This is a genomic window from Rickettsiella grylli (assembly GCF_000168295.1).
GTDB classification, from domain to species: Bacteria; Pseudomonadota; Gammaproteobacteria; order Diplorickettsiales; family Diplorickettsiaceae; genus Aquirickettsiella; species Aquirickettsiella grylli.
The window spans coordinates 792266-818513 of the sequence record NZ_AAQJ02000001.1; the positions used below are offsets into that span (position 1 = coordinate 792266).

24 protein-coding genes, 1 pseudogene and 1 riboswitch are annotated in these 26248 nt (G+C 39.0%); of the genes and pseudogenes, 10 read left to right on the top strand and 15 right to left on the bottom strand.

Annotated features, from left to right (window positions below):
- Nucleotides 1–31: 31 nt before the first annotated feature.
- Nucleotides 32–982 carry a ribose-phosphate pyrophosphokinase gene (locus tag RICGR_RS03735; protein ID WP_240992263.1) on the top strand — a complete coding sequence of 317 codons (951 nt, stop codon included), beginning with the start codon at nucleotides 32–34 and terminating at the stop codon, nucleotides 980–982.
- Nucleotides 983–1163: 181 nt separating this feature from the next.
- On the opposite strand, the gene RICGR_RS07485 is transcribed toward RICGR_RS03735, so the two are convergent.
- The 3 genes and pseudogenes from RICGR_RS07485 to RICGR_RS08035 form a co-directional block, all read right to left on the bottom strand.
- Entirely contained in the window at nucleotides 1164–1505 is a 342-nt protein-coding gene (locus RICGR_RS07485; protein ID WP_240992215.1) for an Rpn family recombination-promoting nuclease/putative transposase, read from the bottom strand.
- 11 nt (nucleotides 1506–1516) lie between these two features.
- Nucleotides 1517–1774 (bottom strand): annotated as a pseudogene (locus RICGR_RS08030) (Rpn family recombination-promoting nuclease/putative transposase); the annotation flags it as partial.
- Nucleotides 1775–1797: 23 nt separating this feature from the next.
- Nucleotides 1798–1929 (bottom strand): Rpn family recombination-promoting nuclease/putative transposase, encoded by a 132-nt coding sequence (locus RICGR_RS08035; RefSeq protein WP_081441685.1) that lies wholly within the window; start codon nucleotides 1927–1929, stop codon nucleotides 1798–1800.
- Nucleotides 1930–2222: 293 nt separating this feature from the next.
- Here RICGR_RS08035 and RICGR_RS03745 point away from each other — a divergent pair, with 293 nt between their 5' ends.
- The 4 genes from RICGR_RS03745 to RICGR_RS03760 all read left to right on the top strand — a co-directional run bounded on the left by RICGR_RS03745 (nucleotide 2223) and on the right by RICGR_RS03760 (nucleotide 6473).
- On the top strand, nucleotides 2223–2936 hold the full coding sequence (locus tag RICGR_RS03745) for a 50S ribosomal protein L25/general stress protein Ctc (protein WP_006035637.1): 714 nt from the start codon (nucleotides 2223–2225) through the stop codon (nucleotides 2934–2936).
- Nucleotides 2937–2941: 5 nt separating this feature from the next.
- Nucleotides 2942–3538: an aminoacyl-tRNA hydrolase gene (gene pth, locus RICGR_RS03750; RefSeq protein ID WP_006034914.1), complete on the top strand. Its 597-nt coding sequence runs from the start codon at nucleotides 2942–2944 to the stop codon at nucleotides 3536–3538.
- 5 nt (nucleotides 3539–3543) lie between these two features.
- Nucleotides 3544–4635: a redox-regulated ATPase YchF gene (ychF, locus tag RICGR_RS03755; RefSeq protein ID WP_006035512.1), complete on the top strand. Its 1092-nt coding sequence runs from the start codon at nucleotides 3544–3546 to the stop codon at nucleotides 4633–4635.
- 110 nt (nucleotides 4636–4745) lie between these two features.
- Nucleotides 4746–6473: a hypothetical protein gene (locus tag RICGR_RS03760; RefSeq protein WP_006035230.1), complete on the top strand. Its 1728-nt coding sequence runs from the start codon at nucleotides 4746–4748 to the stop codon at nucleotides 6471–6473.
- A 96-nt stretch (nucleotides 6474–6569) separates the two neighbouring features.
- On the opposite strand, the gene RICGR_RS03765 is transcribed toward RICGR_RS03760, so the two are convergent.
- The 11 genes from RICGR_RS03765 to scpB all read right to left on the bottom strand — a co-directional run bounded on the left by RICGR_RS03765 (nucleotide 6570) and on the right by scpB (nucleotide 18731).
- Nucleotides 6570–7463 (bottom strand): PLP-dependent cysteine synthase family protein, encoded by an 894-nt coding sequence (locus RICGR_RS03765; RefSeq protein ID WP_240992216.1) that lies wholly within the window; start codon nucleotides 7461–7463, stop codon nucleotides 6570–6572.
- The gene (sucD, locus tag RICGR_RS03770) at nucleotides 7460–8329 is read right to left on the bottom strand and encodes a succinate--CoA ligase subunit alpha (protein WP_006035775.1); all 870 of its coding nucleotides are present in this window, start codon (nucleotides 8327–8329) and stop codon (nucleotides 7460–7462) included. Before sucD ends, RICGR_RS03765 begins: the two co-directional genes overlap by 4 nt.
- A 41-nt stretch (nucleotides 8330–8370) precedes the next feature.
- Entirely contained in the window at nucleotides 8371–9543 is a 1173-nt protein-coding gene (sucC, locus tag RICGR_RS03775) for an ADP-forming succinate--CoA ligase subunit beta (protein ID WP_006035297.1), read from the bottom strand.
- Nucleotides 9544–9632: 89 nt separating this feature from the next.
- On the bottom strand, nucleotides 9633–10844 hold the full coding sequence (odhB, locus tag RICGR_RS03780) for a 2-oxoglutarate dehydrogenase complex dihydrolipoyllysine-residue succinyltransferase (RefSeq protein ID WP_006035876.1): 1212 nt from the start codon (nucleotides 10842–10844) through the stop codon (nucleotides 9633–9635).
- A gap of 30 nt (nucleotides 10845–10874) precedes the next feature.
- The gene (locus RICGR_RS03785; protein WP_006035514.1) at nucleotides 10875–13664 is read right to left on the bottom strand and encodes a 2-oxoglutarate dehydrogenase E1 component; all 2790 of its coding nucleotides are present in this window, start codon (nucleotides 13662–13664) and stop codon (nucleotides 10875–10877) included.
- Nucleotides 13665–13797: 133 nt separating this feature from the next.
- Nucleotides 13798–14496 carry a succinate dehydrogenase iron-sulfur subunit gene (locus RICGR_RS03790; RefSeq protein WP_006035622.1) on the bottom strand — a complete coding sequence of 233 codons (699 nt, stop codon included), beginning with the start codon at nucleotides 14494–14496 and terminating at the stop codon, nucleotides 13798–13800.
- Between the two features lie 58 nt (nucleotides 14497–14554).
- Nucleotides 14555–16321 carry a succinate dehydrogenase flavoprotein subunit gene (gene sdhA / locus RICGR_RS03795; RefSeq protein ID WP_006034825.1) on the bottom strand — a complete coding sequence of 589 codons (1767 nt, stop codon included), beginning with the start codon at nucleotides 16319–16321 and terminating at the stop codon, nucleotides 14555–14557.
- Nucleotides 16296–16679 carry a succinate dehydrogenase, hydrophobic membrane anchor protein gene (gene sdhD / locus RICGR_RS03800; protein WP_006035883.1) on the bottom strand — a complete coding sequence of 128 codons (384 nt, stop codon included), beginning with the start codon at nucleotides 16677–16679 and terminating at the stop codon, nucleotides 16296–16298. The genes sdhA and sdhD overlap by 26 nt, the downstream gene beginning before the upstream one ends.
- On the bottom strand, nucleotides 16673–17044 hold the full coding sequence (sdhC, locus tag RICGR_RS03805) for a succinate dehydrogenase, cytochrome b556 subunit (RefSeq protein WP_006035314.1): 372 nt from the start codon (nucleotides 17042–17044) through the stop codon (nucleotides 16673–16675). Before sdhC ends, sdhD begins: the two co-directional genes overlap by 7 nt.
- Before the next feature lie 263 nt (nucleotides 17045–17307).
- On the bottom strand, nucleotides 17308–18045 hold the full coding sequence (rluB, locus tag RICGR_RS03810; RefSeq protein ID WP_006035908.1) for a 23S rRNA pseudouridine(2605) synthase RluB: 738 nt from the start codon (nucleotides 18043–18045) through the stop codon (nucleotides 17308–17310).
- A 119-nt stretch (nucleotides 18046–18164) separates the two neighbouring features.
- Nucleotides 18165–18731 carry an SMC-Scp complex subunit ScpB gene (scpB, locus tag RICGR_RS03815; protein WP_006035059.1) on the bottom strand — a complete coding sequence of 189 codons (567 nt, stop codon included), beginning with the start codon at nucleotides 18729–18731 and terminating at the stop codon, nucleotides 18165–18167.
- 73 nt (nucleotides 18732–18804) lie between these two features.
- Nucleotides 18805–18916, top strand: a riboswitch (TPP riboswitch).
- Between scpB and thiM the strand changes: the two genes are divergently transcribed.
- From thiM to RICGR_RS03840, 5 genes are all read left to right on the top strand, one after another.
- Entirely contained in the window at nucleotides 18908–19777 is an 870-nt protein-coding gene (thiM, locus tag RICGR_RS03820) for a hydroxyethylthiazole kinase (RefSeq protein WP_006034673.1), read from the top strand. (Overlaps the previous riboswitch by 9 nt.)
- Nucleotides 19767–20393, top strand: a complete 627-nt coding sequence (gene thiE, locus RICGR_RS03825; protein WP_006035213.1) for a thiamine phosphate synthase — start codon at nucleotides 19767–19769, stop codon at nucleotides 20391–20393. Before thiM ends, thiE begins: the two co-directional genes overlap by 11 nt.
- Before the next feature lie 5 nt (nucleotides 20394–20398).
- Nucleotides 20399–21235 carry a bifunctional hydroxymethylpyrimidine kinase/phosphomethylpyrimidine kinase gene (gene thiD, locus RICGR_RS03830; protein WP_006034908.1) on the top strand — a complete coding sequence of 279 codons (837 nt, stop codon included), beginning with the start codon at nucleotides 20399–20401 and terminating at the stop codon, nucleotides 21233–21235.
- The gene (gene tenA / locus RICGR_RS03835) at nucleotides 21220–21864 is read left to right on the top strand and encodes a thiaminase II (protein ID WP_006035566.1); all 645 of its coding nucleotides are present in this window, start codon (nucleotides 21220–21222) and stop codon (nucleotides 21862–21864) included. The genes thiD and tenA overlap by 16 nt, the downstream gene beginning before the upstream one ends.
- Nucleotides 21865–22037: 173 nt before the next feature.
- Nucleotides 22038–25742 carry a hypothetical protein gene (locus tag RICGR_RS03840; RefSeq protein ID WP_006035159.1) on the top strand — a complete coding sequence of 1235 codons (3705 nt, stop codon included), beginning with the start codon at nucleotides 22038–22040 and terminating at the stop codon, nucleotides 25740–25742.
- A 24-nt stretch (nucleotides 25743–25766) separates the two neighbouring features.
- Here the strand turns inward: RICGR_RS03840 and RICGR_RS03845 are convergent, their stop codons facing one another.
- Nucleotides 25767–26171 (bottom strand): DUF4383 domain-containing protein, encoded by a 405-nt coding sequence (locus RICGR_RS03845; RefSeq protein ID WP_006035751.1) that lies wholly within the window; start codon nucleotides 26169–26171, stop codon nucleotides 25767–25769.
- Nucleotides 26172–26248: the final 77 nt, after the last annotated feature.

Sequence of the window (26248 nt, forward strand, 5' to 3'; positions counted from 1 at the left end):
ATTTATACAATGAGGTTTCTTTGTGTCTGAAATGATGCTCTTTACGGGTAACGCTAATCGGCCATTAGCAGAAAAAGTGGCTAACCATTTAGATAAGGAATTAGGTCAAGCAACGGTGAGTCATTTTAGTGACGGCGAAATCATGGTAGAAATCTTAGTCAATGTACGAGGACAAGACGTCTTTATTATCCAACCAACCTGTCCACCGGTTAATAGCAATTTAATGGAGCTTATTATTATGGCTGACGCCTTGCGTCGAGCGTCAGCAAAACGAATTACTGCTGTTGTTCCTTATTTTGGTTATGGCCGACAAGATCGACGCATTCGTTCGTCGCGTGTTCCAATTACTGCACGCGTGGTCGCTGATATGATGACCGCTGTAGGGATTAGTCGTTTACTGACGGTTGATTTACATGCCGATCAAATTCAAGGTTTTTTTGATATTCCTGTTGATAACGTTTACGCCACGCCAGAAATTTTGAAAGATATGGAAGGTCAAAAGATTTTTAAAGGTCACGAACAACTTATTATCGTATCGCCTGATGTGGGTGGTGTCGTTCGTGCACGCGCTATCGCTAAACGTTTTAACGATGCCGATATTGCTATTATTGATAAACGACGTACGGGACCCAATAGAACTGAAGTGATGCATATTATTGGTGAAGTTAACGATCGTAACTGTTTATTGGTCGATGATATTGTAGATACGGGAGGGACACTTTGCTTAGCCGCGCAGGCTTTAAAGGAAAATGGTGCTAATTTAATCACGGCTTATTGCACACATCCGGTACTTTCCGGTAACGCCATCGCTGACATACGTCATTCCTATATCAATGAGCTCGTTGTGACGGATACCATTCCCTTAAGTGATGATGCATTACACTGCGAAAAAATTCGTCAATTGAGTTTAAGTGATATGCTCGCAAAAACAATTTGTCGTATTAACTCTGAGGAATCCGTCAGTTCAATGTTTGTCGATTGATTATGTATTAAGAACTTATCCTTATCTCATCTCATGTCATGAAAAAAATGGTTGGAGCTTTCAATCTTGCATCAAGCTTAGAATTAAGTGAACAAGACTAGATTCTATGCCTGGTTTGTTTTATAAAAACCCTCTTGTTGGTTAATTAATGAGTTAGATCTTGAATATACGGTACTCTCCTTCATACCGACCTTCCTGACGACTGCTGTTTTAATTGCTGTGCTGCGTTCATAATATCTTCCTCATAGTCTTCGATGGTTTTAAGCTTCTCAATCACCTGGTTCACATTGGCAGTCTCACCTTTGACTAACATATAATATATCAATTGATTGAACAAATCATGATCAGGCTTCACCCGTTTAATTAGCTTTATAATATGATCGGCGATATCCTCTAGATCTCTGGTAAAAATATGTTTTTGAACAATTTCTAAGAAAGCAAGCGTTTTGTGTCGATAGATCTCCTCATCCGGCAGTACATTGAGATCGACAAGCAGGGTCATCAAAGAAATGTGCTTTTGCAAAGGGCGTGTCCTCAACGCAATCGATGAGCTTTAAGCGAAGGGTACCGACCTTTCCCATGGTAGAAAAGCATCGAAATAACAACCGGTAATTTTTTGTATCCAAGGTTTAGATGCTGCTGCATAATGGACACTTTATAGCGGTGCATGCGAAAAGGCATCAGTTCTTCTGCGGTGCTTTGATGTTCGAGATTGAGATAAACATAACCGCACATCCCATTGACTTTCAACGAGTACAAAATATCAGAATGATGTTGTTTCAGATCTGCGTCGACAAAAGACCCGGCTCAATCTTTTACGTCGAAAAATCACAGGCTTGTTTCATGTGTTTGGGTAAATAAATCGTGATGAAGTGGGTGGCAACGTCAATATCCGTAAAAAACGTCTTAAAAATGGCATCGTGCGCATTATGAATTTGAATCGACACGGTTTTATTATCCTTATTGTGATTGCGACGAGATGCTTATCACAGAATATCATAAATGATGATAATTAATCTCTATTTTTAATAATATACTATTTCTTTATTATTCATTTAAATAAATCTGTGCGTTTATTTCTGCTCTTCATGCAAGTAAAAATAATTCTACCCCCATTCTCCTTTAAAGAAATAGAGAAACTTGAAAGCCGAAAAATACTGGTGTTTTTTTAAAAATTTCCGTAAACTACGGCCTATCTTAGTCGCGGGACAGTTTATTTTTTGAATTTTTGAGGAAATCCATGTCAACAACAAATCATTCGTTTGAACTCACAGCGCAAACTCGGAAGATGTTTGGGTCAGGTGCGAGCCGCCGCCTCCGTCGTCTTGAGAACCGCGTTCCTGCTATTTTATACGGCGCCTCAGAACCTCCTTTGCCTATTTCTTTGGAGCATAATCAAGTATTACGGGCGCTTGAAAATGAAGCGTTTTATTCGCATATTTTAACCATCAACATTGAAGGTACCGAACAAAAAGCGGTCCTCAAGGATCTGCAACGGCATGCCTATAAACCTTATATTCTCCATATGGATTTACAACGGGTTTCCGCAAAAGAAAAAATTACGATGTCCGTTCCTTTGCATTTTAAAGGTGAAACAGAGGCGCCTGGTGTCAAAGACGAAGGAGGGGTATTAACGAAGTTATTGACCAGTGTCGAAGTTCGCTGTTTACCCGTTTCGCTTCCAGAATATCTCGAAGTCGACGTTTCAAAACTCAGATTAGATGAATCTATTTCGTTATCGCAACTCCATTTGCCTGAAGGTGTCGAATTAACCGCTGCGATTAGTCATGAAGAAGACCGCCCCTTAGTCAACATTCATATACCGCGTGCTGTTGTTGAAGAAGATCTCACTGCAGCCCCTGAATCAGCTGAAGTACCTGCTATTAACGTCAAAGAAGATACTGAAACGCATGAAAACAACGAAAAGGCTGAAAAAAATAAAGATGAACGCTGAGTATCATGTCATCTCATCCGATACAATTGATTGCCGGCTTAGCAAATCCTGGTAAAGACTATGCGAAAAGCCGGCATAATGCTGGTGCATGGCTGATTGAAACGCTTTTACAACAGCGCGATCTAACCCCTTTGAAACGAGAAAATAAGTTTCATGCCTTGATCTCAGCGTGGTCTCTGTCTGCGGTAAAGTGCTGGATCCTCATTCCAACCACCTTTATGAATGAATCAGGTCGTGCAATTAAAGCCATCGCTCATTTTTACCATATTCCCGTTTCAGCTATCTTAATTGTCCATGATGATCTCGATTTATTACCGGGTATAGCCCGTTATAAACACGGTGGTGGAGACGGTGGTCATAATGGCTTAAAAGATATCATGAGGCATTTACAGTCAAAAGATTTCTGGCGTTTAAGGTTAGGGATCGGTCATCCGGGTCATCGTGATAAGGTTCATCATTATGTTTTGAGTAGCCCTTCTATTGCCGATAAACAACGTATAAATCAAGCGATCGAAGACGCAAACAGTACACTCCGTCTCTTTGCAGAAGGCCAACCAGAACGCGCAATGCACGTTTTGCATACGCAACAAAGTAATAGGTAACGTTTATGGGATTGAAATGTGGTATCGTAGGACTTCCCAATGTCGGAAAATCTACTTTATTTAATGCGCTCACAAAAGCAGGCATCGCTGTCGCTAATTATCCTTTCTGCACCATCGAACCCAATATTGGCATCGTACCCGTTCCTGATAAGCGTCTTCACGCATTGGCCAAAATAGTTCAACCTCAAAAAATAATTCCAACCACACTGGAATTTGTGGATATTGCCGGCTTGGTCCACGGTGCAGCGCACGGTGAAGGTTTAGGTAATCAATTTTTAGCGCATATCCGTGAGGTCGATGCCATTCTTCATGTCGTTCGTTGTTTTGAAAATTCAGAGATCATTCACGTTGCAGATCACGTTAACCCCATTACTGATGTGCAAACTATCCATACCGAATTAGCGTTAGCAGATTTAGAAAGCGCTGAAAAAGCCCTATTACGCCTTACTAAGGCGATAAAAGCGAACGACAAGTCGGCGCAACGAACAAAAAACCTATTAGAACGAATGATTCCTGAATTGAACCAAGGTCGTTTACTCTCTCAACTCCAACTGAGCCCCGAAGAAATATTATTATTACGCCCTTATTCTTTTTTAACGCTAAAGTCGATATTATACATTGCCAATGTTGATGAAACAGGTTTTCTTAATAATCCCTTATTGAAACAGTTAGAAACCTATGGGGCCTCTTTTCATGCTAAAGTTGTTCCGATTTGCGCAAAACTGGAAGAAGATTGCATCGATTTAAATGATGAAGAAAAGCGTGAATTTTTACATGCCTGTGGTTTGACTGAAACGGGTTTGGATCGTTTAGTACGTGCTAGCTATGAATTACTGAATCTACAAACCTATTTTACACAAGGTGTCAAAGAGGTCCGTGCCTGGACAGTGCGTAAAGGGGCGACTGCACCGCAAGCTTCAGCGTGTATCCATACTGATTTCGAGAAAGGTTTCATCCGCGCTGAAGTAATAAGCTATGATGATTTCATCCGTTATCAGGGTGAACAAGCCGCTAAGGAGGCAGGCAAATGGCGTTTAGAAGGCAAAACGTATCAAATTCATGATGGTGATATTATCCATTTTTTATTTAATGTTTAGTATTAACGTTTATTCATTTCAGAATTTTTTTTCATTTTAAATCAACGGGTTTTTGTTATAATAAATAGATAATGGAGTGAGTGTCTATCGCGCTCTAAAATGGAGAGTTTATGGATTTAGAACACTTAGATAATAAAATCCCCCAACGCTGGCTATTATTAGTGTGTTACTATCTTCCTCTCTGTAACCTTTATTCACTGTATACGCCGTCAAGCACTTTTTATTTTCAATGTCGTCAATTTATTAATGGGCTAAAAAGTAAGAGACAAAAAAAAATTTCATTAGTACAACTTCCTGATTTATTATATCTTTTAAAAAAATATGCAATAGAAGAAACAGAACAAAAATTAGCAAACGAAATCGTTTTAGATATTCTAACCACTGACTTCGAATGTTTTACTAAAGAACATATAAGAGTCTTGTTTGAAAAATTTGATCCGAATGATCGAAATGGGTATATATCCCTTCTCAACAGGGTCTTCAACCACATTCCTTCTCACGTTTATACGGACTATTTATTAAGTTTAATTCCTAACAACTGTACTTTACGCCATTTAAAATGGTGCGAACGTTTAAAAAATAAATTTGAATTTGAAGATAGATTCACTTTGATTTTATCTTTACCTGATAACAAATTAGTTGCTTATCAATCCATTTTTTCTTCATTAATCCGAGAAGAATGCGAACAACGATTTTTAAATTGTTCATTAGAAGCCCATTTAAACGATCCTCTTATTGAACGGTTGCTTGATTTTATTTTCCTGTGTCAACCCGATTTGCTTTTTTCATTCACTTTTATTGAATCGTTTTTATTTCAATGCTTAAAAAACCAAGATCCTCGTTTCTTTTCACGCATTCTAAAACTTGAATTAAAGGAACAGTTTATTTTTTTTGAAAAATTTTTAATCTCTGAAAAATTTCAAGAAAATATTTCCTATTTTTTTAGTTTATGCTTTAAAAAATTACCTCATGCATCTGCTCGTATCGATTATCTCATCCTCTCTGCATTTAATTTTCAAAAAACGGTACAAAAAAAAGAATTCATTCAGAACAATTGGATGTTTCTTTTACTGACTCAATTTGAGAACGTTGATTATTCGCTCAGCTTATTTCAATGGTTTGCTATTCATGCTTTAACCCAAAAATCGTTAAATTTAAATAAACTAAAATTACTTTTTAATACCGAACCTTCACTTCAGTATAGCTCCGATTTTTCATTTGACTGTATAACGTTTATTGTTGACACGAGCATTCTTTCAATAAAAACTTATATCAAAGATAATTATATGGTTCACGTTCCGAAAGAAAACACGCGGCACTCTATCCATCGCACTTTTTTAAAATTTTTTAATGATGATTATTTAGAAAGCTCCCTCGATATTTCAAAACTTATTTTAAAAAAATTACCGCTGGATTTACAAGCAAGCGCTGAATCTCATTTAACACTTTTACAACAGGTATTATCTGAATTTTATCGTTTAACTAACGATCCTGCCTTTAGGACTTATAAAAATAAACAATTGATCGAATGGAATAAAACGCAACGAGACGAAGAAGAAAAAATTGAAGGACGTCGAGAACTTCTAAAACGTATCCAAACCGGAGTACAAGATAGCGTTTCTTATCAACGAATGCAAGAACTTTTTGACGTGAAGGCCTCGACTGTACAAGAAAAATGGAGAAAAAGTTTTGGTATCCATTTTTTTGACGCCAATGATAGTAAAGAACGACAACTCGCATTGGAAGATGCCGCTAAAATCATTGCGCTTAAACGAGAGTTTGACGATTTTTCCACGCTGAGTATTTCACCAACAATAGAAGCAAGTTCTTTTCGATAGATATTTCCAATGATTATTGAAGTAAATGATGCGCTTTCATCCAGACATCATTATAAATTTTGCTCAGATATTTAATTCCACTATCAGGGAGCACGGTTACAATTGTCGTGGGTGATTGCATTCGGCAGCAATTTTTAATGCAGCCCATACATTAGCGCCTGAGGAGCCGCCTACTAACAGGCCTTCTTCTTTCGCCAAACGCCGTGCCATCATAAACGCATCCGGATCACTAAAGGGAATAACATCATCCAAAACGGAAAAGTCCAATGCTTTTGCAATATGATCTTCACCAACCCCTTCAACGAAATAATTATTGTTTCTTTTTTTATAAATTTTTCCTGTTTTAAAATAGTCGTAATAAACTGATCCAATCGGATCGGGCATCAACACTTTTATAGTCGGATTTTTTTCTTTGAGAAAACGACCAATACCCGAAACCGTTCCGCCAGTGCTCCCTGAAGCAATAAAAATATCAATATTACCCGATGTTTGCTGCCATATTTCTGGAGCTGTGCTGAGATAATGCGCTTCGGGGTTTTTAGGGTTGTCATATTGATCGATTCGAAAACTATTCGGTGTTTCAGCGGCAATACGCTTAGCCACATTGACATAATGTTCAGGGGAATCTGGAAGTACAGCCGTTGGGGTAATGACTATTTTGGCACCATAAGCGCGTAAAGCATTTTGTTTTTCTAAACTCACTTTATCGGGCATCGTCAAAATGGCCGCGTAACCTTTTATCGCCGCTAATAAAGCAATTGCAGCGCCCGTATTACCGGAAGTATTTTCGACAATGCTCCCCCCCGGCTGTAATACCCCCCGTTGTTCAGCATCAGTAATAATATAATCAACAATTCTATCTTTGATACTCCCACTTGGATTGGTAAATTCACATTTGGCTAAAAGTGTAACCTGCTTAAAAGGAACTATTTTTTCTAATTTAACGAGTGGCGTATTGCCTATTGATCGTAAAATAGAATTTAAAATCATAATAATTGAGCAATCCTTTTACCCATATCGGTAGGTGATTTTACGGTATAAACCCCTGCTGCTTCTAAGGCTTTAAATTTTTCAGCTGCAGTGCCTTTACCACCTGAAATAATTGCACCGGCATGACCCATCCGCTTTCCAACAGGTGCCGTCACGCCGGCAATATACGCGACCACTGGTTTGGTCACCTTGGTTTTAATAAAGGCTGCAGCTTCTTCTTCTGCGTTACCCCCAATTTCACCGACCATCAAAATAGCCTCTGTTTGAGGATCTTCTTGAAATAAACGTAACACATCGACAAAATTCATTCCAGGAATTGGGTCGCCCCCAATACCGACACACGTACTTTGACCTAATCCTAAATCCGTCGTTTGTTTAACCGCTTCATAGGTTAAGGTGCCCGAACGAGAGACAATCCCGACACGACCCGATTGGTGAATATAACCGGGCATAATCCCTATTTTACATTCCCCTGGTGTAATCACACCCGGACAATTAGGTCCTACTAAACGCGCTATATTCTTAGTTTCCAAATACACTTTCACGTCCAGCATATCTAATACGGGAATCCCTTCTGTAATACAAACAATGAATGAAATCCCCGCATCAGCGGCTTCGATAATAGAATCTTTACAAAAAGGCGCAGGAACATAAATCACACTGGCATCAGCTCCTGTTTTAGCAACAGCATCCGCCACGGTATCAAATACGGGTAACCCTAAATGTTGAGTGCCTCCTTTTCCTGGAGTAACGCCACCCACCATTTTTGTACCATAAGCAATCGCTTGTTCAGAATGAAACGTTCCTTGTTTTCCTGTGAAGCCTTGGCAAATGACTTTTGTATTTTTGTCAATTAGTATACTCATACCTTTACCTTCAATAAAAAATGTTTATTTTTTCCGCCCTATTAGGCGGCCGTTGATTTAACGGCTGCAATGATGTGTTCTGCAGCCTCGGTTAAACTTTTAGCGGCAATAATATTTAATCCACTTTCAGATAATTTTTTTGCGCCAACATCTGCGTTATTCCCTTCTAAACGAACGACAACAGGAATTTTAATACCGACTTCTTTCACAGCACCTATAATCCCTTCGGCAATCATATCGCAGCGGACGATGCCGCCAAAAATATTCACTAATATACCCTTCACTTTTTCATCCGATAAGATAATTTTAAAGGCCTCTGCTACTCGCTCTTGCGTAGCGCCACCGCCAACATCTAAGAAATTAGCAGGATTACCCCCCTGTAATTTAATTAAATCCATCGTTGCCATCGCTAAACCTGCACCGTTCACCATGCAACCTATATCGCCGTCTAACGCGATATAATTTAATTCCCAATCATGCGCACGGTTCTCACGTGCATCTTCTTGTGATGGATCACGCATCGCACGACATTCTGGTTGGCGAAATAACGCATTGTCATCAACAACTACTTTAGCATCTAAGCAAATTAGATGACCTTTTTCGTCACAAATTAAGGGGTTGATTTCAATCAAACTCAGATCGCGTTCAACAAAGAGCCGACCTAAGCCTAATAAAATTGAGGTAAATTCTTTGACTTGATTTGGTGTTAATTTTAATTGAAAGGCCAAATCGCGCGCTTGATAAGGCATGACTCCAAGTAAAGGATCACAAATTACCTTCACGATTTTTTCAGGTGTTTCTTCAGCCACTTTCTCAATTTCAACGCCGCCTTCGGTACTGGCCATCATGATAATGCGCTGCGTACTTCGACACAGCACGACGCCTAAATAAAGTTCCCGTTTAATATCACACGGTTGTGCAATCAAGACATGGTTAACCGGTTGTCCTTTTTCATCGGTTTGAGGCGTCACTAAGCGCTGACCCAGTAATCGTTTTACTTCAATTGCAACGGCTTCTTTCGAAGTAACATACTTGACGCCTCCCGCTTTTCCTCTTCCTCCTGCATGAACCTGTGCTTTGACCATCCATGCAGAACCACCCAAGGCTTCTGTAGCGGCCAACGCTTCTTCGACTGTACTTGCGAGCTTACCGCGTGGAACGGGTAGACCGTATTCGCTCAATAACGCTTTACCTTGATATTCATGTAAATTCATGGATTTATTTTTCTCCTCATGATTACTTTTTTTTAATACGACAACCGATCGTTCTGACAGGTCGTTTGGAAAGAAGCATTATCGAACCCTTAAATATCAATCAATAAACGTGCAGGATCTTCTAATCGTTCTTTAATTGTTTTTAAAAAACTGACGGATTCTTTACCATCAATAATACGATGATCATAGGAGAGTGCAACGTACATCATGGGTCGAATAACCACTTGTCCCTTTTCTGCTATCGGTCGCTCTTCAATTTTATTCATCCCCAATATTGCACTCTGCGGCGGATTAATAATCGGCGTTGCCAGTAATGATCCAAAAACGCCACCATTCGTAATGGTAAATGTGCCGCCTGTCATGTCCTCAATCGCAATCTGATTTTCCTTCGCTTTACGACCATAATTGGAAATTGTTTTTTCTATATCGGCAAAAGACAAACGATCGGCATCACGTAAAATAGGGACCATCAGCCCACGATCCGTTGAAACAGCAATACCAATATCAAAATAACCATGATACACGATATCGTTGCCATCAATAGAAGCATTCACGGCTGGAAAAAGCTTCAAGGCCTCGATAACCGCTTTCGTAAAAAAAGACATGAATCCTAAACGTATTCCGTGTTTTTTTTCAAAACTCTCTTTATAACGTTGACGCAAGGCAATCACATTTTGTAAGTTAATCTCATTAAAGGTTGTCAAAATCGCAGCATGATGTTGGGCGGCTAAAAGACGCTCGGCAATACGCGCACGCAAACGGGTCATTGGCACTCGTTTTTCTAAACGGTCATCTGCATGACGTAACGACGACCGTGCATCGCTCTCTGAGGATAAAGGGTTTTGACGTGGTGAATGGGCGTGTTGCAATACATCGTTTCGTGTGACGCGGCCCGCTTTACCGCTCCCTGTAATATTCTTTAACGGTAGATTTTGTTCTGCAGCACTTCGTCTTGCAGCGGGTCCTGCCACCGGTTCGGCACGATTATCGTGTTTTGTTTTTTCTTCAGTTTCGATTTTTGTTTCTTGATGAGCGGGCTGTTCTGGTTTCATAGTGACTTCCTTTTCCGTGTTGAGATACGCTAAAATTTCACCTGCTTTCACAACGGCGCCTGTTTGTTTTATAATGTCACCTAATATACCGTCAGCGGATGCAGGGACTTCCAAAACGACCTTATCGGTTTCCAGATCAACTAAATTATCATCCCGTTTAACTGTTTCACCTGGTTTTTTATGCCAGGTCACAATCGTTGCATCCGTAACCGATTCAGGCAACATGGGGACTTTGACTTCAATACTCATCTGCTGGATTCCTCTTTAAAATGTATGCTTTTACGTTAACGCTTCTTTAATCAATGTGTGTTGTTCTTCTGCGTGCACTAACGGCGAACCGACTGCAGGCGCTGCTGAAGCTGAACGACCCACATAGCGTAAATGCTGATTTTTTTCAAGACACGAAATAAGATGATGTTGAATCCAATACCAAGCACCTTGATTTTTTGATTCCTCTTGACACCATACAATATCGTTCACGTTCGAAAAAGGTTTCAGTGCCGCTTTCAACTCGATATCCGGGAAAGGATAAAGTTGCTCGATACGAATCAATGCCACACCTTGTTGTTTTTGTTCGCGACGCATTTCGAATAAATCGTAATACACTTTACCGCTGCATAAAACGACCCGTTTTATGGCGTTGGCGTCAACTTCAAAATCAGAGATAACCGATTGCCACTGACCCTCGCTTAACGCTTGTAACGTTGATACCGCTAATTTGTGGCGTAGTAAACTTTTTGGGGTCATTAAAATTAAAGGTTTTCGATAAGGTCGTAACATTTGTCGGCGTAAAACGTGAAAAATTTGTGCAGGTGTGCTTGGAATGCAGACTTGCATATTGTCTTGCGCACACAACTGTAAGAAACGTTCTAAACGGGCGGACGTATGTTCAGGGCCTGAACCTTCGTAAGCGTGCGGAAGAAAAAGCACTAAACCACACAAGCGCCCCCATTTTTGTTCGGATGAACTCAAAAATTGATCAATAACGACTTGTGCACCATTCACGAAATCACCGTATTGCGCTTCCCAAATCACTAAACTATTCGGATTAGAAATCGCATAACCATATTCAAAGGCCATCACTGCAGCTTCTGAAAGTATAGAATCCACTGCAGTAAATGCATGAGGTGAATGAGCAATCTGAGCTAAAGGGACGTACATTTGATTGGTATTAAAATCATGGAGAACGGCATGACGATGGAAAAAGGTCCCTCGTTCACTGTCTTGACCGGACAGACGAACGCCGTAACCTTCCTGTAATAAAGTAGCATAAGCCATGATTTCGGCATACCCCCAATTTAAGGGCAAATGGCCCGCCGTCATTTTTTGACGATCAGCCATAATCTTAGCCACTTGTGCTTGCAATACAAAGCCTTCGGGTAAGGTCTCCAGTTGTGTCGCCAATTTTTTTAATTGTTTTCGATCAATTCCCGTATTCACGGTCGACCGCCACGCTTGATAGCGATAAGGACGCCAATCAATGCGATAGGGATTTTGATACTCTGGAGTCAGCCGTTGTACCACGGGTTCACCCTGATCTAATCGATTTCGATAATCATCCGACCAACGTTGAACCTCTTCAGACGTCACAATACCTTGACGAATCAGTACATCTGCGTAACGTTGTTTGGGTGTTTGTAATGCTTTGATCGTTTGATACAGTAAAGGTTGTGTCGCAGCAGGTTCGTCCGCTTCATTATGACCATGACGCCGATAACACACTAAATCAATCACAACATCTTTTCGAAAAGTTTGTCTAAAATCAAATGCAAGCTGGATGGCAAACAACACCGCTTCTGGATCATCACTATTGACGTGAAAAATAGGCGCATCGACCATTTTAGCCGGATCGGTACAATACCAACTTGAACGCGCATTTTGTGGATCGGTTGTAAAACCGAGTTGGTTATTCAACACAATATGTAACGTTCCGCCGGTTCCATACGCTTGGGTTTGTGATAATTCAAAATTTTCCATCACAACACCCTGACCGGAAAAAGCAGCATCACCGTGGATCAATAATGGTAACACCTGCTGTTGACCTCCCTCTTGACGTCGTTCTTGACGTGAGCGGACTGACCCTTCAACCACCGGATTAACAATTTCTAAATGGGACGGATTAAACGCCATCGCCACATGCATAACACCGTGATCAGTTTTTAAATCGGCTGCAAAGCCTTTGTGATATTTGACATCGCCGGATCGGTTTTCTTGAATCATCTTACCTTCAAATTCTTCAAACAATTGAGCCGGCGATTTTCCTAAAATATTAATGAGTACGTTCAACCTTCCCCGATGCGCCATACCTATCACAATTTCTTCGACTTCAGCACGACTTGCATCCGTTATTAACGCTTCTAATAAAGGAATTAAACTATCCCCCCCTTCTAACGAAAACCGTTTTTGTGCAACAAATTTATTACCCAGAAATTTCTCTAAACCATCCGCTCGAATTAAACCTTTTAAAATATTTTTTTTAACCTTGGCCGAAAAATCCGGTTTTCCGGTTACTGATTCGATACGTTCTTGCAACCACGTCCGTTGTGCATGGCACGCAATATGTTCATATTCGAAACCTATACTCCGACAATAAATCTTTTTTAAATGGTTCAGTACACTTTCTACTGTCACATTTTGCAATCCGAGTAAACCGTTCAGATGCACGATGGACGAAAGCGCCTGTTCACTTATATCATAGTGCTCTAAATTTAAATCGACGATTTCTCGTTTAGGTGCGAGTGCCAAAGGATCCAAGTGTGCTTGGTAATGTCCATAGCGACGATAAGCATCGATTAATCGTTGTAATTTATACGGCAGGTCCTTTGAAAAGGATGTGGTGCCTTTTTCAGCGGGGCGACGACTTAATTCAGCAAAATAGGATCGTATATCGGCATGCGATACATCCTTTTCATTATCCACAAGCTGACTAAAATAGGTTTGCCATTCTGTACTCAGTTGGCTTGGATCGTGTAAATATTGTTCAAAAAGTGTTTCTAAATAGGCTCCATTCGCACTAAATAGATAAGAATTTTTCTGCAAGGCCTGCGCCGATTTACATTGCTCAGTCATGGCGGTTACATTTATCCTGTTTACTTTGGTTGTCTAAGCGATTACTCCTATTAAACTTGAAGTAAATAAACGCTTAGGAATGAATAGTTTATTGTATTTATTTAAATAATTGAAATGATCGACGCGTGCTTCTTTATACCTCTTTTTGTAAAAGTACCGAGCGTACATGGCCTATCGCTTTCGCAGGATTAAGCCCTTTAGGGCATACCGATGTACAATTCATAATGGTCCGGCAACGAAATAAACGAAAGAGATCATTCAATTCTGCTAAACGTTGGTCTTTTGCATCATCCCGATTATCTACCAAGAAACGACAGAGCCATAATAACGCTGCGGGGCCCAAAAATTTATCGGGATTCCACCAATACGACGGACAAGCACTCGTGCAACACGCACATAAAATACATTCATAAAGACCGTCTAATTTTTCACGTTGTTCAGGTGATTGCAAGCGCTCTTTAACCGGCGGTTCCTTCGCATTCATGAGATAGGGGCGTGCTTTTTCATATTGATGATAAAACGATTCCATATCCACGACCAGATCCCGGATTACAGGGAAGCCTGGTAACGGTCTTAACACAATAGGTGAACGCAATGACGAGAGTGGTGTAATACACGCTAACGTATTTTTACCATTCACATTCATACCATCCGATCCACAAACACCTTCACGACAAGAACGACGAAATGTTAACGTTTGATCCTCTTCCTTTAACTGTTCTAAGGCTTCCAGTAACATCATGTCGTGACCTTCTTTTATCACCAAGGTGTAATCCTGCATATAAGGTTGATTATCGATTTCAGGATCATAACGGTAAATAGAAAATTGCATAATTAAGCCTAATGAGTCATCGTCAGTAAAATCAAATAAAAGGTGCTGTGTGGATACCTTAGTATGTTCTTTCTTTCAGCTCCATGGGTGGCACCGTTAACGGTTTGCGATTAACGGCTCTCAACGCTATCGACTCCGGTTTCGAAAAATAGAGTAAATGTTTTAACCAGTTTTTATCATCCCGTTTTGGAAAGTCTTCACGACTATGCGCCCCTCGGCTTTCCTCACGCGTTAAAGCGGACACCGCTGAAGCATAAGCCACTTCCATAAGATTATCGAGCTCTAAGGCTTCTATCCGTGCCGTATTAAAAATTTGACTGTGGTCCGTTAACATGGCTTGTTTTAAACGTTCTCTCAATTCTTTTAATTTAATGAGCCCTTCTTCCATATAATGTGCTGTACGAAATACACCGAAATCCGTTTGCATCACTTTTTGCATCGCTTTGCGTATTTCAATCCAATTTTCACCGTGTTTAGCCTGCTCCCAACGATTGAATCGACTTAATGCTCTTTCTATATCATCCTGTGTAACCACTGATAATGACAAATCCTGGGTTAACGATTCACTGACATGCAAACCTGCCGAGCGACCAAAAACAATGAGATCCAATAAAGAATTCCCCCCTAATCGATTTGCGCCATGCACGGAAACGCAAGCACATTCTCCAACCGCATATAAACCTTCAACGATTTGATCTTGACCTTCAATATCCAGCGTTATCACTTGACCGTGAACATTGGTGGGTAAGCCTCCCATCATATAATGACAGGTCGGCACAACGGGAATTGGCGTTGTAATGGGATCGACATGAGCAAATGTTAATGCCAATTCACGAATTCCGGGTAACCGTTTTTTAATCAAATCAGCACCCAGATGATCAAGCTTTAATTTGACATAGTCCGTCCCTTCCGGATTAAAGCCATGACCTTCGCGTAATTCGAGTGCCATCGCACGTGCAACCACATCACGCGATGCTAAATCTTTTGCATGAGGAGCATAACGTTCCATAAAACGTTCGCCCTTTTTATTGATTAAATAACCCCCTTCACCGCGACAACCTTCGGTGACTAATACTCCCGCACCGGCTATCCCTGTCGGATGGAATTGCCACATTTCCATATCTTGAACCGGAAAACCCGCCCGTAGGGCCATACCAATACCATCGCCGGTATTGATCATCGCATTGGTCGTTGATTGAAAAATTCGGCCAGCCCCACCCGTAGCAAAAATAGTGGCACGGCTATGAAAAAAAACAACTTCACCTGTTTCAATACATAATGCGATTAAGCCAGCAACTTGGTTTTGGGCTGTTTTCACCAAATCAACAGCATACCACTCATTAAAAAAATGCGTTTTCGCTTTTAAATTTTGTTGATACAAGGTATGTAATAAGGCATGACCGGTTCTATCCGCTGCTGCGCAGGTACGCGCGGCTTGATCGCCGCCAAAATTTTTAGATTGCCCTCCAAAAGGACGTTGATAAATTTTTCCTGAATCCATTCGTGAAAAAGGTAAGCCCATGTGTTCTAACTCATACACCGCTTGTGGGCCTGTTTGACACATATATTCTATACTATCCTGATCGCCCAAATAATCAGAACCTTTCACGGTATCGTACATATGCCAACGCCAATCATCTTCATGGGCGTTACCTAACGCACAGGTAATACCACCTTGTGCTGAAACAGTATGCGAACGCGTCGGAAACACTTTAGAAATCAATGCCACTTTCTGACCGGTTTGCGCTAATTGTAATGCTGCGCGCATGCCGGCACCTCCTGCGCCGACAATAACAACATCAAATGTGTATGTGGGTAAAGCCATCGATTACACCCCAAAAAATAGCTAAACCCCAAATCAAGTAGAGAAATAGCGTCATAATAATAAAAAGTTGAACCATCAAACGTAAACTTGCCCATCGAATATAATCCGTTACGATCGTCCATAAACCCACCCATGCATGCCAAAATAAACTGAATAAAAATAACGTGCTAAATAAACGCATGCTCAAATGAGAGAATAAATGCTGCCAGGTCGTAAAGTCTAAAGGGTGGTGATAGCCTATATAAGCCAATAAAAAGAGAATGTATGCGGCCAAAACGAGCGAGGTGACTCGCTGTATTAACCAGTCGCGCAAACCATTACCTGAAAGACTCGTGACATTGGTCAAATTTTTCACCATAAATAAATTCCCATCAAACTGGTCAAAACGAGCGTTGCAACCATCACGAACCCTGCTGTCCATTGCGCTGATTTTAAGGTATCCGCTACACCAGCATCCATAAATAGATGACGAATACCTGCAAATAAATGATAAAAAAGTGCAGCTAAAAAACCCAGTAGAAATAACTTCATTAAAGGATGTTCAAAACAAACGTGAACTGTAAAAAAGGCTTCAGGACTCTGCAAGGTCAATGTCATGAGCATTAAAAAAACAGGGATCGCTAAAAATAATAAAAACCCGGAAAGCCGATGCAAAATAGAGACAATCGCCGTCATTGGAAAGCGGATCGTCAATAAATTAAGGTTAATAGGTCGTTTACTCACAAATGGTAAGCCTTATTAAAAAGGGTAAAAAAAGACCGGGCGATTATACGCGTAAATTGATTTCAATTTCAAACCCTCAGCACATTCATTTGTCTTAAACGGGTTGATTTTTTCATCCTCAACTGACCCTTTCGTCGGTTCATTAAAAAATATAATGGACTTTGCGTCAGAATTTTACTTACATAAGATCATGTCTACCTAAAAAAACTTAATCCATCCTTAAGAGAGAAATTGAACCATTCATTTTTCTCAATCCCTTTGAGTTAATCTAAATCAACTAAATGCGCAAGTTTTTTTATCGCCTTCGTTTTCAACTCAAAAAAATGTCCTTTTTTCAGATCGTGAGGCAAACTGACGTTACCAAAACGTATCCGCATCAAACGGCTGACCGTTACACCTTGTGTTTCCCACAGTCGTCTGACCTCTCGATTGCGACCCTCTTTTAAGACCACATGGTACCAACGATTTGCACCCGAGCCGCCACTCGCTTGGATAGATGTGAAAGCGGCTCGTTTTTCTTTCAACATCACCCCTTTTTTCAGGCGATCCAACATGCTTTTATTCACCTTCCCTAAGACACGCACGACATATTCTCGTTCAATTTGATAAGAAGGGTGCGATAGCCGGTATGCAAATTCACCCTCATTCGTAAAAATTAATAATCCTGAGGTATTCATATCCAAACGACCTATCATAACCCAACGCTGGTCGCGCAAGCGTGGTAAATGCTCAAATACAGTGACGTGATGACGAGGATCCGAACGTGAACAAATTTCTCCGAGCGGTTTATGGTAAATCAAGACGCGACGTTCAAATGGCTTATTCGTTGTTAAACGAATCCGCTGATTATCTATCGTGACTTTCGCTTTCAAATGGATGCGCATGCCGAGTTTCGCGGGTTGTCCATTAATATGAACGCGACCGTCGTGGATCCAACGTTCTATTTCGCGACGCGATCCGAGGCCGAAATGGGCTAATATTTTTTGAATTTTTTCACTCATCGTTCATCAAAATCAATTAAGGTTCTTTCTTTGCGCGTGTACGTACTTATTATTTATTTTTTTAAAAAATAGTCACTGTTATACGAATTCCTTTAAACAGGAGAATGCTTTCAAGAAAATTAAATCGTGTTATGGTAGTCAACGCGCGGACATGGGGTCACTTCATTCGTTTTAGAAGGAAATGGGGGTAGTTCCGACACTGTTTTTAAACCAAAATGATCAAGAAATAAGGTTGATGTCGCATAGAGATTAGGACGCCCAGGTACTTCACGTTGCCCAACAACCTGAATCCACGCGTGCTCCAAAAGAACTTTAATAATCTGAGGGCTTACTGCCACCCCTCGTATCGCTTCAATATCTCCACGAGTCACGGGTTGCTTATACGCAATAATACTTAATGTTTCTAGAAAAGCACGAGAATAACGCGGTGGTTTTTCTGGCCACAGTCGTTTTACCCAGTCATGAAGGAGGCTATCTGTTTGAAAGCAATATCCGCTCGCCAGTTGTTTTAAGTGAATGCCCCGATCGCGATAATCATGTGTCAAATCCGCGAGTATTTTTTTCATCTCGGATGCGGTAGGCCGCTCTTCGTCGGTGAATAAATCTAAAAGACGTTTTAAGCTAACCGGCTCACCCGCTGCAAAAAGAGCTGCTTCGCAAACGAACTTAAGTTTTTGAATTTCCATGCGCAGACTATAGCAGTTTACGTTAAAACGTGCTATGCCTCTTGACTCCTTTTGTTCATTCCTATCTAATAGAGAAAAGCACCGGGGGTGCCTTTTGAAATAAAGGCTGAGAGAATAGTCACTTATTCAACCCTTATTAACCTGATCAGGCTAAAACCTGCGTAGGAAGATGTGATATGACTCTCAAAAAAAATGATCTCGATCAATTAACGCGGACATCAATCCATCAAACGAACCCTTTTAATTTAACGTCATTATTCCAGGACGTCGAAAAAATCCGAAAAACCCAACCTTTAATTCACAACATAACAAATTTAGTGGTCATGCAAACAGTAGCGAATGTTTTATTGGCATTAGGCGCTCTGCCCCTCATGGCCCATGCCAAAGAAGAAGTAGAGACCATGATTCAAAATGCACAAGCCTTCGTCATTAATATTGGAACATTGGATAGCTATTGGCTTTCATGTATTCAACAGGGTCAATATGCGGCATTAAAGCGTGGAATCCCCATTCTGTTGGATCCCGTTGGTGCAGGTTCTAGTTTTTATCGTACTCAAGCCGCTTTAACCATCATTGAGCGTGGTGTTGACATTATTCGTGGAAATGCTTCAGAAATTATGGCGTTGCAGGATAGTTCAATCAAAACAAAAGGGGTGGATACGTTACAACCCAGCGAACACGCGATTTCTTCAGCCTATGCCTTAGCAAAGAAATATGAATGTATCGTTGTTGTCAGCGGAAAAACTGATTTTATTGTTCGTTCATCCCAACACGTTGCATTACGCTATGGTAGTGCTCTGTTGACGAAAGTCACTGGTATGGGCTGCGCTTTAACCGCCATGATGGGCAGTTTCCTGAGTGTCAACCCGGATAAATTGAGGGCGTGCGTTCACACCATGGCCTTTATGGGTCTTGTGAGCGAATATGCTGAAAAAAAGTCCAATGGACCCGCCAGCTTTTGCACCAACCTATTAGACCTTTTTTATTCCGCACAAAAAGAGGATGTTCAACATTTACTGAAGCCGAACGTGTCACATGAACATTGATTATTCTTACTACTTGCTGGCAGATGAACAGGCCTCGGAACCCTTGTCAGTCATCGATGCGGTCCAACGGGTATTAAACCATACAGTCCGTTGCGTTCAACTTCGTATGAAAAATCAACGTCGCAAAAAAATAATGGATACCGGTAAACAATTAGTTGATTTATTACAGGCATGGAATATTCCTTTAATTATCAATGATCACGCCGATATTGCGTGTGCGATTGATGCGGCCGGTGTCCATCTTGGTCAGACCGATCGACCTTACCCTGAGATTCGTCAACACTGTGGTTATAAAAAAATTATTGGCCTAACCATTGAAAATAGCCAACAAGCACAGCAATGTCGTCATTATGATTGTGATTATTTTGGTGTCGGACCCATCTTTTCAACGGTCACGAAAAAATTTTCCACACCACCGCTCGGTCTTGTTCAATTCAATCGGATTATGCGTATACTGAATGCACCTGTGGTCGCTATCGGTGGAATCACACTTGAAAATGTTCAATCCGTATTAGAGACCGGTTGTGCCGGTATTGCCGTTGCATCAGCGGTTTTTCAAACCCCGGATCCGGTTAAACAGAGTCAAAAATTCGCACACATTATTTCTCAATCATAATCGTTATGAATTTCCCTTCTCAATTAGCACAGGTTGTCAGTATTGCGGGCACTGATCCTTCGGGCGGTGCAGGTATTCAAGCGGATATCAAAGCAATTTCAGCAACAGGCAGTTATGCTGCCAGTATTATTACTGTTTTAGTTGCGCAAAACACACAAGCCGTTATCAGTCTACAAGACATTCCACTCGATTTTATTCAACAGCAAATCGATGCTGTCTTCACTGATTTATCCATAAACGCAGTTAAACTGGGCATGCTTTATCATGAAGGCATTATCCGTTTAATCCGCCATAATTTAAAAAAATATCAACCCCCTTTTATTGTTCTTGATCCCGTCATGATTACTCAGACCGGCCACCCCCTTCTTAAACCGCAGGCCATACAGGTTTTAGCGACTGATTTATTTCCTTTAGCCACATTGATTACACCCAATATTCCAGAAGCCGAATCTCTTTTAAATCTGAAAATCATCGATGCGACCACTATGCAAAAGGCTGCAGTTTTATTGGCAACACGTTATAAGGTGTCGGTGCTGCTTAAAGGAGGGCATTCTCCATACGATGCCTCTGATATTTTTTACGATTTCTCGCAAAAACAAATTCATTATTTTAAACGAGCACGAATAAACACAAAAAATACGCATGGTACCGGTTGCACGTTATCTGCAGCCATCGCCTCTTATCTTGCCCAAGGTCTAAACGTGGTTGAAGCCATTTTTCATGCAAAAAATTATTTAACACAATGCCTTTTAGCCGCAAAAGATTTACATCTTGGACAAGGCCAGGGTCCAGTAAACCACTTTTATTTTTTAAAAAAAGAGAAACCATGTTTGATCGACTAAAAAAATCGGTTTCGGCGCTGATGCCAAAAATTTATCAACATCCCTTTAATCAAGAGCTTATCCAAGGGCGTTTACCGCTTGAAAAATTTATTTTTTATCTCAGTCAAGATGCACTTTATCTGGTGGATTTTTCTAAAGCACTGACACTCACAGCAGCACGATTGTCCGATCAAAAACACTGTGAACAATTTATTCAATTAGCCCTGGACGCATTACATGCCGAACGCGATCTTCATCGTCACTTTCTAAAAAAACATGCCGCATTAACAACGCGTCAACAAAGTCCTTTTTGTTTTATGTATACCAATTATTTATTACGACTTGCGATCTCCGGCACTTTAGAAGAAGCGGTTGCGAGTTTATTACCGTGTTTTTGGATCTATCAACAAGTGGGACAGCGTGCTTCCTCTCAAACCGTTTTGAATAATCCCTACCAAGATTGGATTGATTTATATTCCAGCTCAACGTTTAATGACTCGGTTGAACACATGATAAACACATTAAATAAACTGGCTTTACTGGCAAGCGCGCATGGCCAACAAAAAATGATCAACGCCTTTACTCAAGCCAGCCTCTGTGAATGGCATTTCTGGCAAGGTGCTTACTTACAACAAACCTGGTTCATTTAAAATTTTCTAATGAAATTAATTTTTTTTAAATTAAAAAATATTTCTATTAATTTACTCCTTATAACGTATTGTCTGTATAAAATTGAACTGATATTCTTAAGGTTACGATTTAAATTTAATTCCTAAAAAATTATTTAAAAATAGTTTATTTCATACTATAAAAGGGACATTATATGTTAAAAATATTTTTTAAAAAAAATACCACTGAATATCCAATCAACCCTGCTATCAATAAAAAACTGGCTTTAAGTTATACGCCTTTACCTAAAATTGATATCACTCAATTACCGCCCCTCCAAGAAAATTGGTTGGACGATTTTCAAGTCATTATTGCGGAATATAATGATGAATTATCCAATCATACATTGGAACTTCATGCTGGTAAATGTGCTTATTATAATGCAAAAAAAGTTTTATCCGAACAATTACAACTGATTTATCATCGTCTACTCGGGAATTTAGATTCAGAACTAGGAAAACTTTCCATGGATGTTCGCGAATCTATTCTTAGCCAGTTAACCGAAGATATTAAGCTCTGTACGGAGGGCTTTCATAATCGTGTCAATATTATTGTAAATTCGTTTTATCGACCTCGTAATTTAACTGAACTACTCTATGTCGTGCGAAAAGAAATTGTAGATAATGTCGCTTCGACACTCGCGAATGAAATCCACGCATGGAATTATTTTAGTGTTGTTGCAGCGAATGACGGTTTAGGCATAAAAGCCAACTTTTCAGGTGATCAATATACAAACAGTTTTCCAGAAGATCCGATTCGATGTGCTTTACAAACCAGTTTTTGTAAAAAATTTACTCCTTTTAATTTACCGAATTTACTGATTCATGAATTTATAAAACTTATTCCTGAATTAGAACCCGAAAAAAAAAGCGAAAACGGCTTATCGTTACAATTGGTCACTAAAATTGAAGATTTAATCCAAAACTTTTTGCCGAATTATATTAATAAAGTAGACGATGATCCAAATAATTGGATTAATTATTTTATACTCGATTATGACAAAGACGATCCCCTCATTTTCAGTTTTGTTAACATTAATTTTGAAAAGTTGTATCAATCTTTTTTTAATGCCTTACTCGATCAAAAATTTATTGAAACTCCGATAATAAACACGTTGACTGAAAGCGCTTATTATAATTTCGTTTTAAAAAAAAATCCATTGCACGATACCGAACAATTGATTTCTGAACTGATTAGCGAGAGAAGATTGACGATATTACTTGAGCAATTAGTTGAATTAAATGAAAAATTTCCAACGCACTATTCACAGTTAAGTCAAAGCAACCTTTTTATGACCCATGCCTCAACTTTAATAGACTATTTGAATGATCAATTAGCCACGAATATGGGTTATTCTGCAGAAATTATCCTTGCTTATCAGTTAGTATTTGACTTAAATTTACCGCTCACAGATTGTCATGTTAAAAAAATAGCCGACACTTTACTTTTAGAAAATCAACGCGGTTCAAATCTGCTCATGATAGGATCGCGATATAATCCCTTGCTTGTTCTGGCTATCTTAAATTTTATTACGCGTTATAAAACCATTATTAGCGAACATAACGCCTCTATCATTAAATATATTTTTTTAATGAAAAATAATTACAATCAAAATGCATTGATGATAGCCGCTACTTATCATGCTGAAGCCGTGGATCTATTATTAAATTTTTTAGGAAAAAATATTCATGAATTAGATGCTGAGGTTTTACAAGAATTTTTTTTAGAAAGACAAAATGACAACTATAATGTACTGATGTTGGCCGCCATCAAACAAGCGAAAGCATTTAAAATGATCATCAATTTTTTAACTACATATATTAGGCATTTCGCTACGGAGACATTATATAAACTCGTTACACAACAGCAAAAAAATAGCTATACTGCGGTTACTTTAATTACTCATTTTTTTCCTGATTATACGAAAACAATTTTATCTTTTATAGCACAGCATATAAAAATTGATCGTAAAACTATTCATAAACTTTTTTTTACCGGAAATTCGAATGAAACGTGCGCCGCGTTAATGTTAGCAGTACAAAACCAAGTTGAAGCAACCCAGTCCATTCTAAAATTCATTTCCGCCAATATTGATCATTTTGGTCCTTACCTTTTAAATAAAATGTTTTTAGAAAAAAATGAAGACGGTAATTCTATTATCATGTTAGCCTCGATTTATAGCCCACGCGCATTAAGCGCTATTCTTCATTTTATTGATACGCATACTCATCATTTCTTTCTAGAAAAAATTCCTGAATTTTTCCTATTATGCAATCTTAATAATTTTAATTGTCTGATGCTTGCTGCCGATCGTCAGTGTGAATCGTTAAAAATTCTTTTTGATTATATCAATGAAAAAATTGAATTTTTTTCTGAACATTTAAAAACTTTATTTCTTACTAAAACAGAAAAAGGCTATCACACGCTGACGCTTGCGCGCTTTTATCCTGAATTATTTTTACCGCTTATTAAATTTTATATTAATCAAAAGCTGTCTACTTTAGAGCAGCTTTTTTTTGAACATTATAATTTTGATATGACACTTTTGATTTTATTAGCAAAGGATGATACACCGACTTTAAAACCTACGCTTAATTTTCTTGAGGAACATACCGATCTTCTTCCAGCAGAAAAGTGGCCTCAATTAATCGCTCACAACAATGATCACGATTATAATAGTTTCATGTTAGCGGTGCGTAATCACCCTAAAAATGTTGCCATTATTCTCAATTTTATTCAATTGCATCCTAAAATTTTTTCCCCTTTATTTATTAAACAGCTGTTATTAACAAAAAATAATCTTATACATAGTACGTTAATGATAGCGGCAAAATATCAACCTGAGTCCGTTACACTTTTGCTTGAGTATAGTCAAATGCAAGCTAATCTCTCTGAATTTATTAAAGAATTCTTATTAACCTACGATAGATTTAATACGAATGCATTATTGATAGCGGCAATTCATCAAATTGAAGCCGTTCAACCGTTATTAGCGTTTTTTAGTGACTATATTCACTATTTTAAAAATGAGGAGATCTATGATTTTGTTTTCAAAAAAGTTTATGATGAAAAATATTACATCTCAGCCTTTTTGACGAATAATTATAAAGCTAGAAAAACGATTTTGTCAGTGACTTCTCAACTTAAAAGACAAATAGGTTCTGATGCACTGCTCAATTTTATTGATCACCATATTGATAAAATAGGTATTACGATTTTTTTAGAAATACTCACCGAAAAAAATGAGCAAGATAATTATTCTTTTCAAATAGCTTATTCCCGATACCCCCTTATTCTAAAAAATGTTTTAAAGTTTATTACTTCGTTAGAAGATCCGAACGTCTTTAAGCCGGTTCACCACTTACTGGTTGATTTTGTTTTTAACCAATTAACACGATGGCCTCATTCCGCTCAGGATGAAGCATTATTTTCAAAAATAGCAAAAGATTGTTCCACCTTTTTATTAAATGATTTTAATTTAGATCATTTTTATTCGCGTTTTGATAATTTAAAAATTTTAACTAAAATTTTCCTGCATTCTCTCATGGATAACTTAGAATTAAAAAAAGCCAATGAACTCAATCAGTATTATTTTTTTAGATTATTTTCATCAACGGAATATGAGCTGAAAGCTGTCATCGAATTAAGCAATTTTTTTAACCGAGAAGAGGATAAAAATGAATATTTACAACAATTTAATAAAAAGTATTATCGGTTGCTTCGATCTAAATTGACGTTAAATGCTTTATTTATGGCGTGTCAAAAACTAGCCCACCTTGACAGTGAAAAAACCTGTGATAATGATCCACACTCTTCTCAAGAAGGAGAGATGGGCTTACCCCGCTTAAGTCAGTATTAAATTTACGTTCACTTTTAGGATAAACTAAAATTTAAGACGCCGAGGTAGTTTACTCGTAAAGCCCAAATAAAGAGCGATAATCGCGGTTAAAAGATAGAAAAAACTATCGGAAAGGTTAATATGGGTAATACCCAAATTGCCATTCATCGCGAAACTCCAAATGGCAAGTGCAGCGAACACGCACCCAAAAAATTTAAAAAACAAACGCGCATAAAAAGCTGAACTACTTGCAGATAAAGCAAACAAACCAATCAGTACGTAAAAAAGGTTCAATAAAATACCCGTTGAAAAAAAACTGAACAATTTATGATAGGGTGTCAGTACTGGGATAAATCCTAACACGCCCAATACAATAAAAGCTATAGCAAAAACGAAGGCCATACCTCTTAAAAACACGGAAGCTCCCTTTACTTGGTTGGCTTTCGCCATAGAGTCATCAGTATAGTTTACTTTAAAAAAATATCAAATTTATCCTTCACGTTGAATGATCACTTTCTTCTGGCTTA

Excerpts from the sequence above, each read along its gene's own strand:
- RICGR_RS03735 (WP_240992263.1), top strand. The coding sequence starts at position 32 with ATGATGCTCTTTACGGGTAACGCTAATCGGCCATTAGCAGAAAAAGTG.
- RICGR_RS03745 (WP_006035637.1), top strand. The coding sequence starts at position 2,223 with ATGTCAACAACAAATCATTCGTTTGAACTCACAGCGCAAACTCGGAAG.
- pth (WP_006034914.1), top strand. The coding sequence starts at position 2,942 with ATGTCATCTCATCCGATACAATTGATTGCCGGCTTAGCAAATCCTGGT.
- ychF (WP_006035512.1), top strand. The coding sequence starts at position 3,544 with ATGGGATTGAAATGTGGTATCGTAGGACTTCCCAATGTCGGAAAATCT.
- RICGR_RS03760 (WP_006035230.1), top strand. The coding sequence starts at position 4,746 with ATGGATTTAGAACACTTAGATAATAAAATCCCCCAACGCTGGCTATTA.
- RICGR_RS03765 (WP_240992216.1), bottom strand. The coding sequence starts at position 7,463 with ATGATTTTAAATTCTATTTTACGATCAATAGGCAATACGCCACTCGTT.
- sucD (WP_006035775.1), bottom strand. The coding sequence starts at position 8,329 with ATGAGTATACTAATTGACAAAAATACAAAAGTCATTTGCCAAGGCTTC.
- sucC (WP_006035297.1), bottom strand. The coding sequence starts at position 9,543 with ATGAATTTACATGAATATCAAGGTAAAGCGTTATTGAGCGAATACGGT.
- odhB (WP_006035876.1), bottom strand. The coding sequence starts at position 10,844 with ATGAGTATTGAAGTCAAAGTCCCCATGTTGCCTGAATCGGTTACGGAT.
- RICGR_RS03785 (WP_006035514.1), bottom strand. The coding sequence starts at position 13,664 with ATGACTGAGCAATGTAAATCGGCGCAGGCCTTGCAGAAAAATTCTTAT.
- RICGR_RS03790 (WP_006035622.1), bottom strand. The coding sequence starts at position 14,496 with ATGCAATTTTCTATTTACCGTTATGATCCTGAAATCGATAATCAACCT.
- sdhA (WP_006034825.1), bottom strand. The coding sequence starts at position 16,321 with ATGGCTTTACCCACATACACATTTGATGTTGTTATTGTCGGCGCAGGA.
- sdhD (WP_006035883.1), bottom strand. The coding sequence starts at position 16,679 with ATGGTGAAAAATTTGACCAATGTCACGAGTCTTTCAGGTAATGGTTTG.
- rluB (WP_006035908.1), bottom strand. The coding sequence starts at position 18,045 with ATGAGTGAAAAAATTCAAAAAATATTAGCCCATTTCGGCCTCGGATCG.
- scpB (WP_006035059.1), bottom strand. The coding sequence starts at position 18,731 with ATGGAAATTCAAAAACTTAAGTTCGTTTGCGAAGCAGCTCTTTTTGCA.
- thiM (WP_006034673.1), top strand. The coding sequence starts at position 18,908 with ATGACTCTCAAAAAAAATGATCTCGATCAATTAACGCGGACATCAATC.
- thiE (WP_006035213.1), top strand. The coding sequence starts at position 19,767 with ATGAACATTGATTATTCTTACTACTTGCTGGCAGATGAACAGGCCTCG.
- thiD (WP_006034908.1), top strand. The coding sequence starts at position 20,399 with ATGAATTTCCCTTCTCAATTAGCACAGGTTGTCAGTATTGCGGGCACT.
- tenA (WP_006035566.1), top strand. The coding sequence starts at position 21,220 with ATGTTTGATCGACTAAAAAAATCGGTTTCGGCGCTGATGCCAAAAATT.
- RICGR_RS03840 (WP_006035159.1), top strand. The coding sequence starts at position 22,038 with ATGTTAAAAATATTTTTTAAAAAAAATACCACTGAATATCCAATCAAC.
- RICGR_RS03845 (WP_006035751.1), bottom strand. The coding sequence starts at position 26,171 with ATGGCGAAAGCCAACCAAGTAAAGGGAGCTTCCGTGTTTTTAAGAGGT.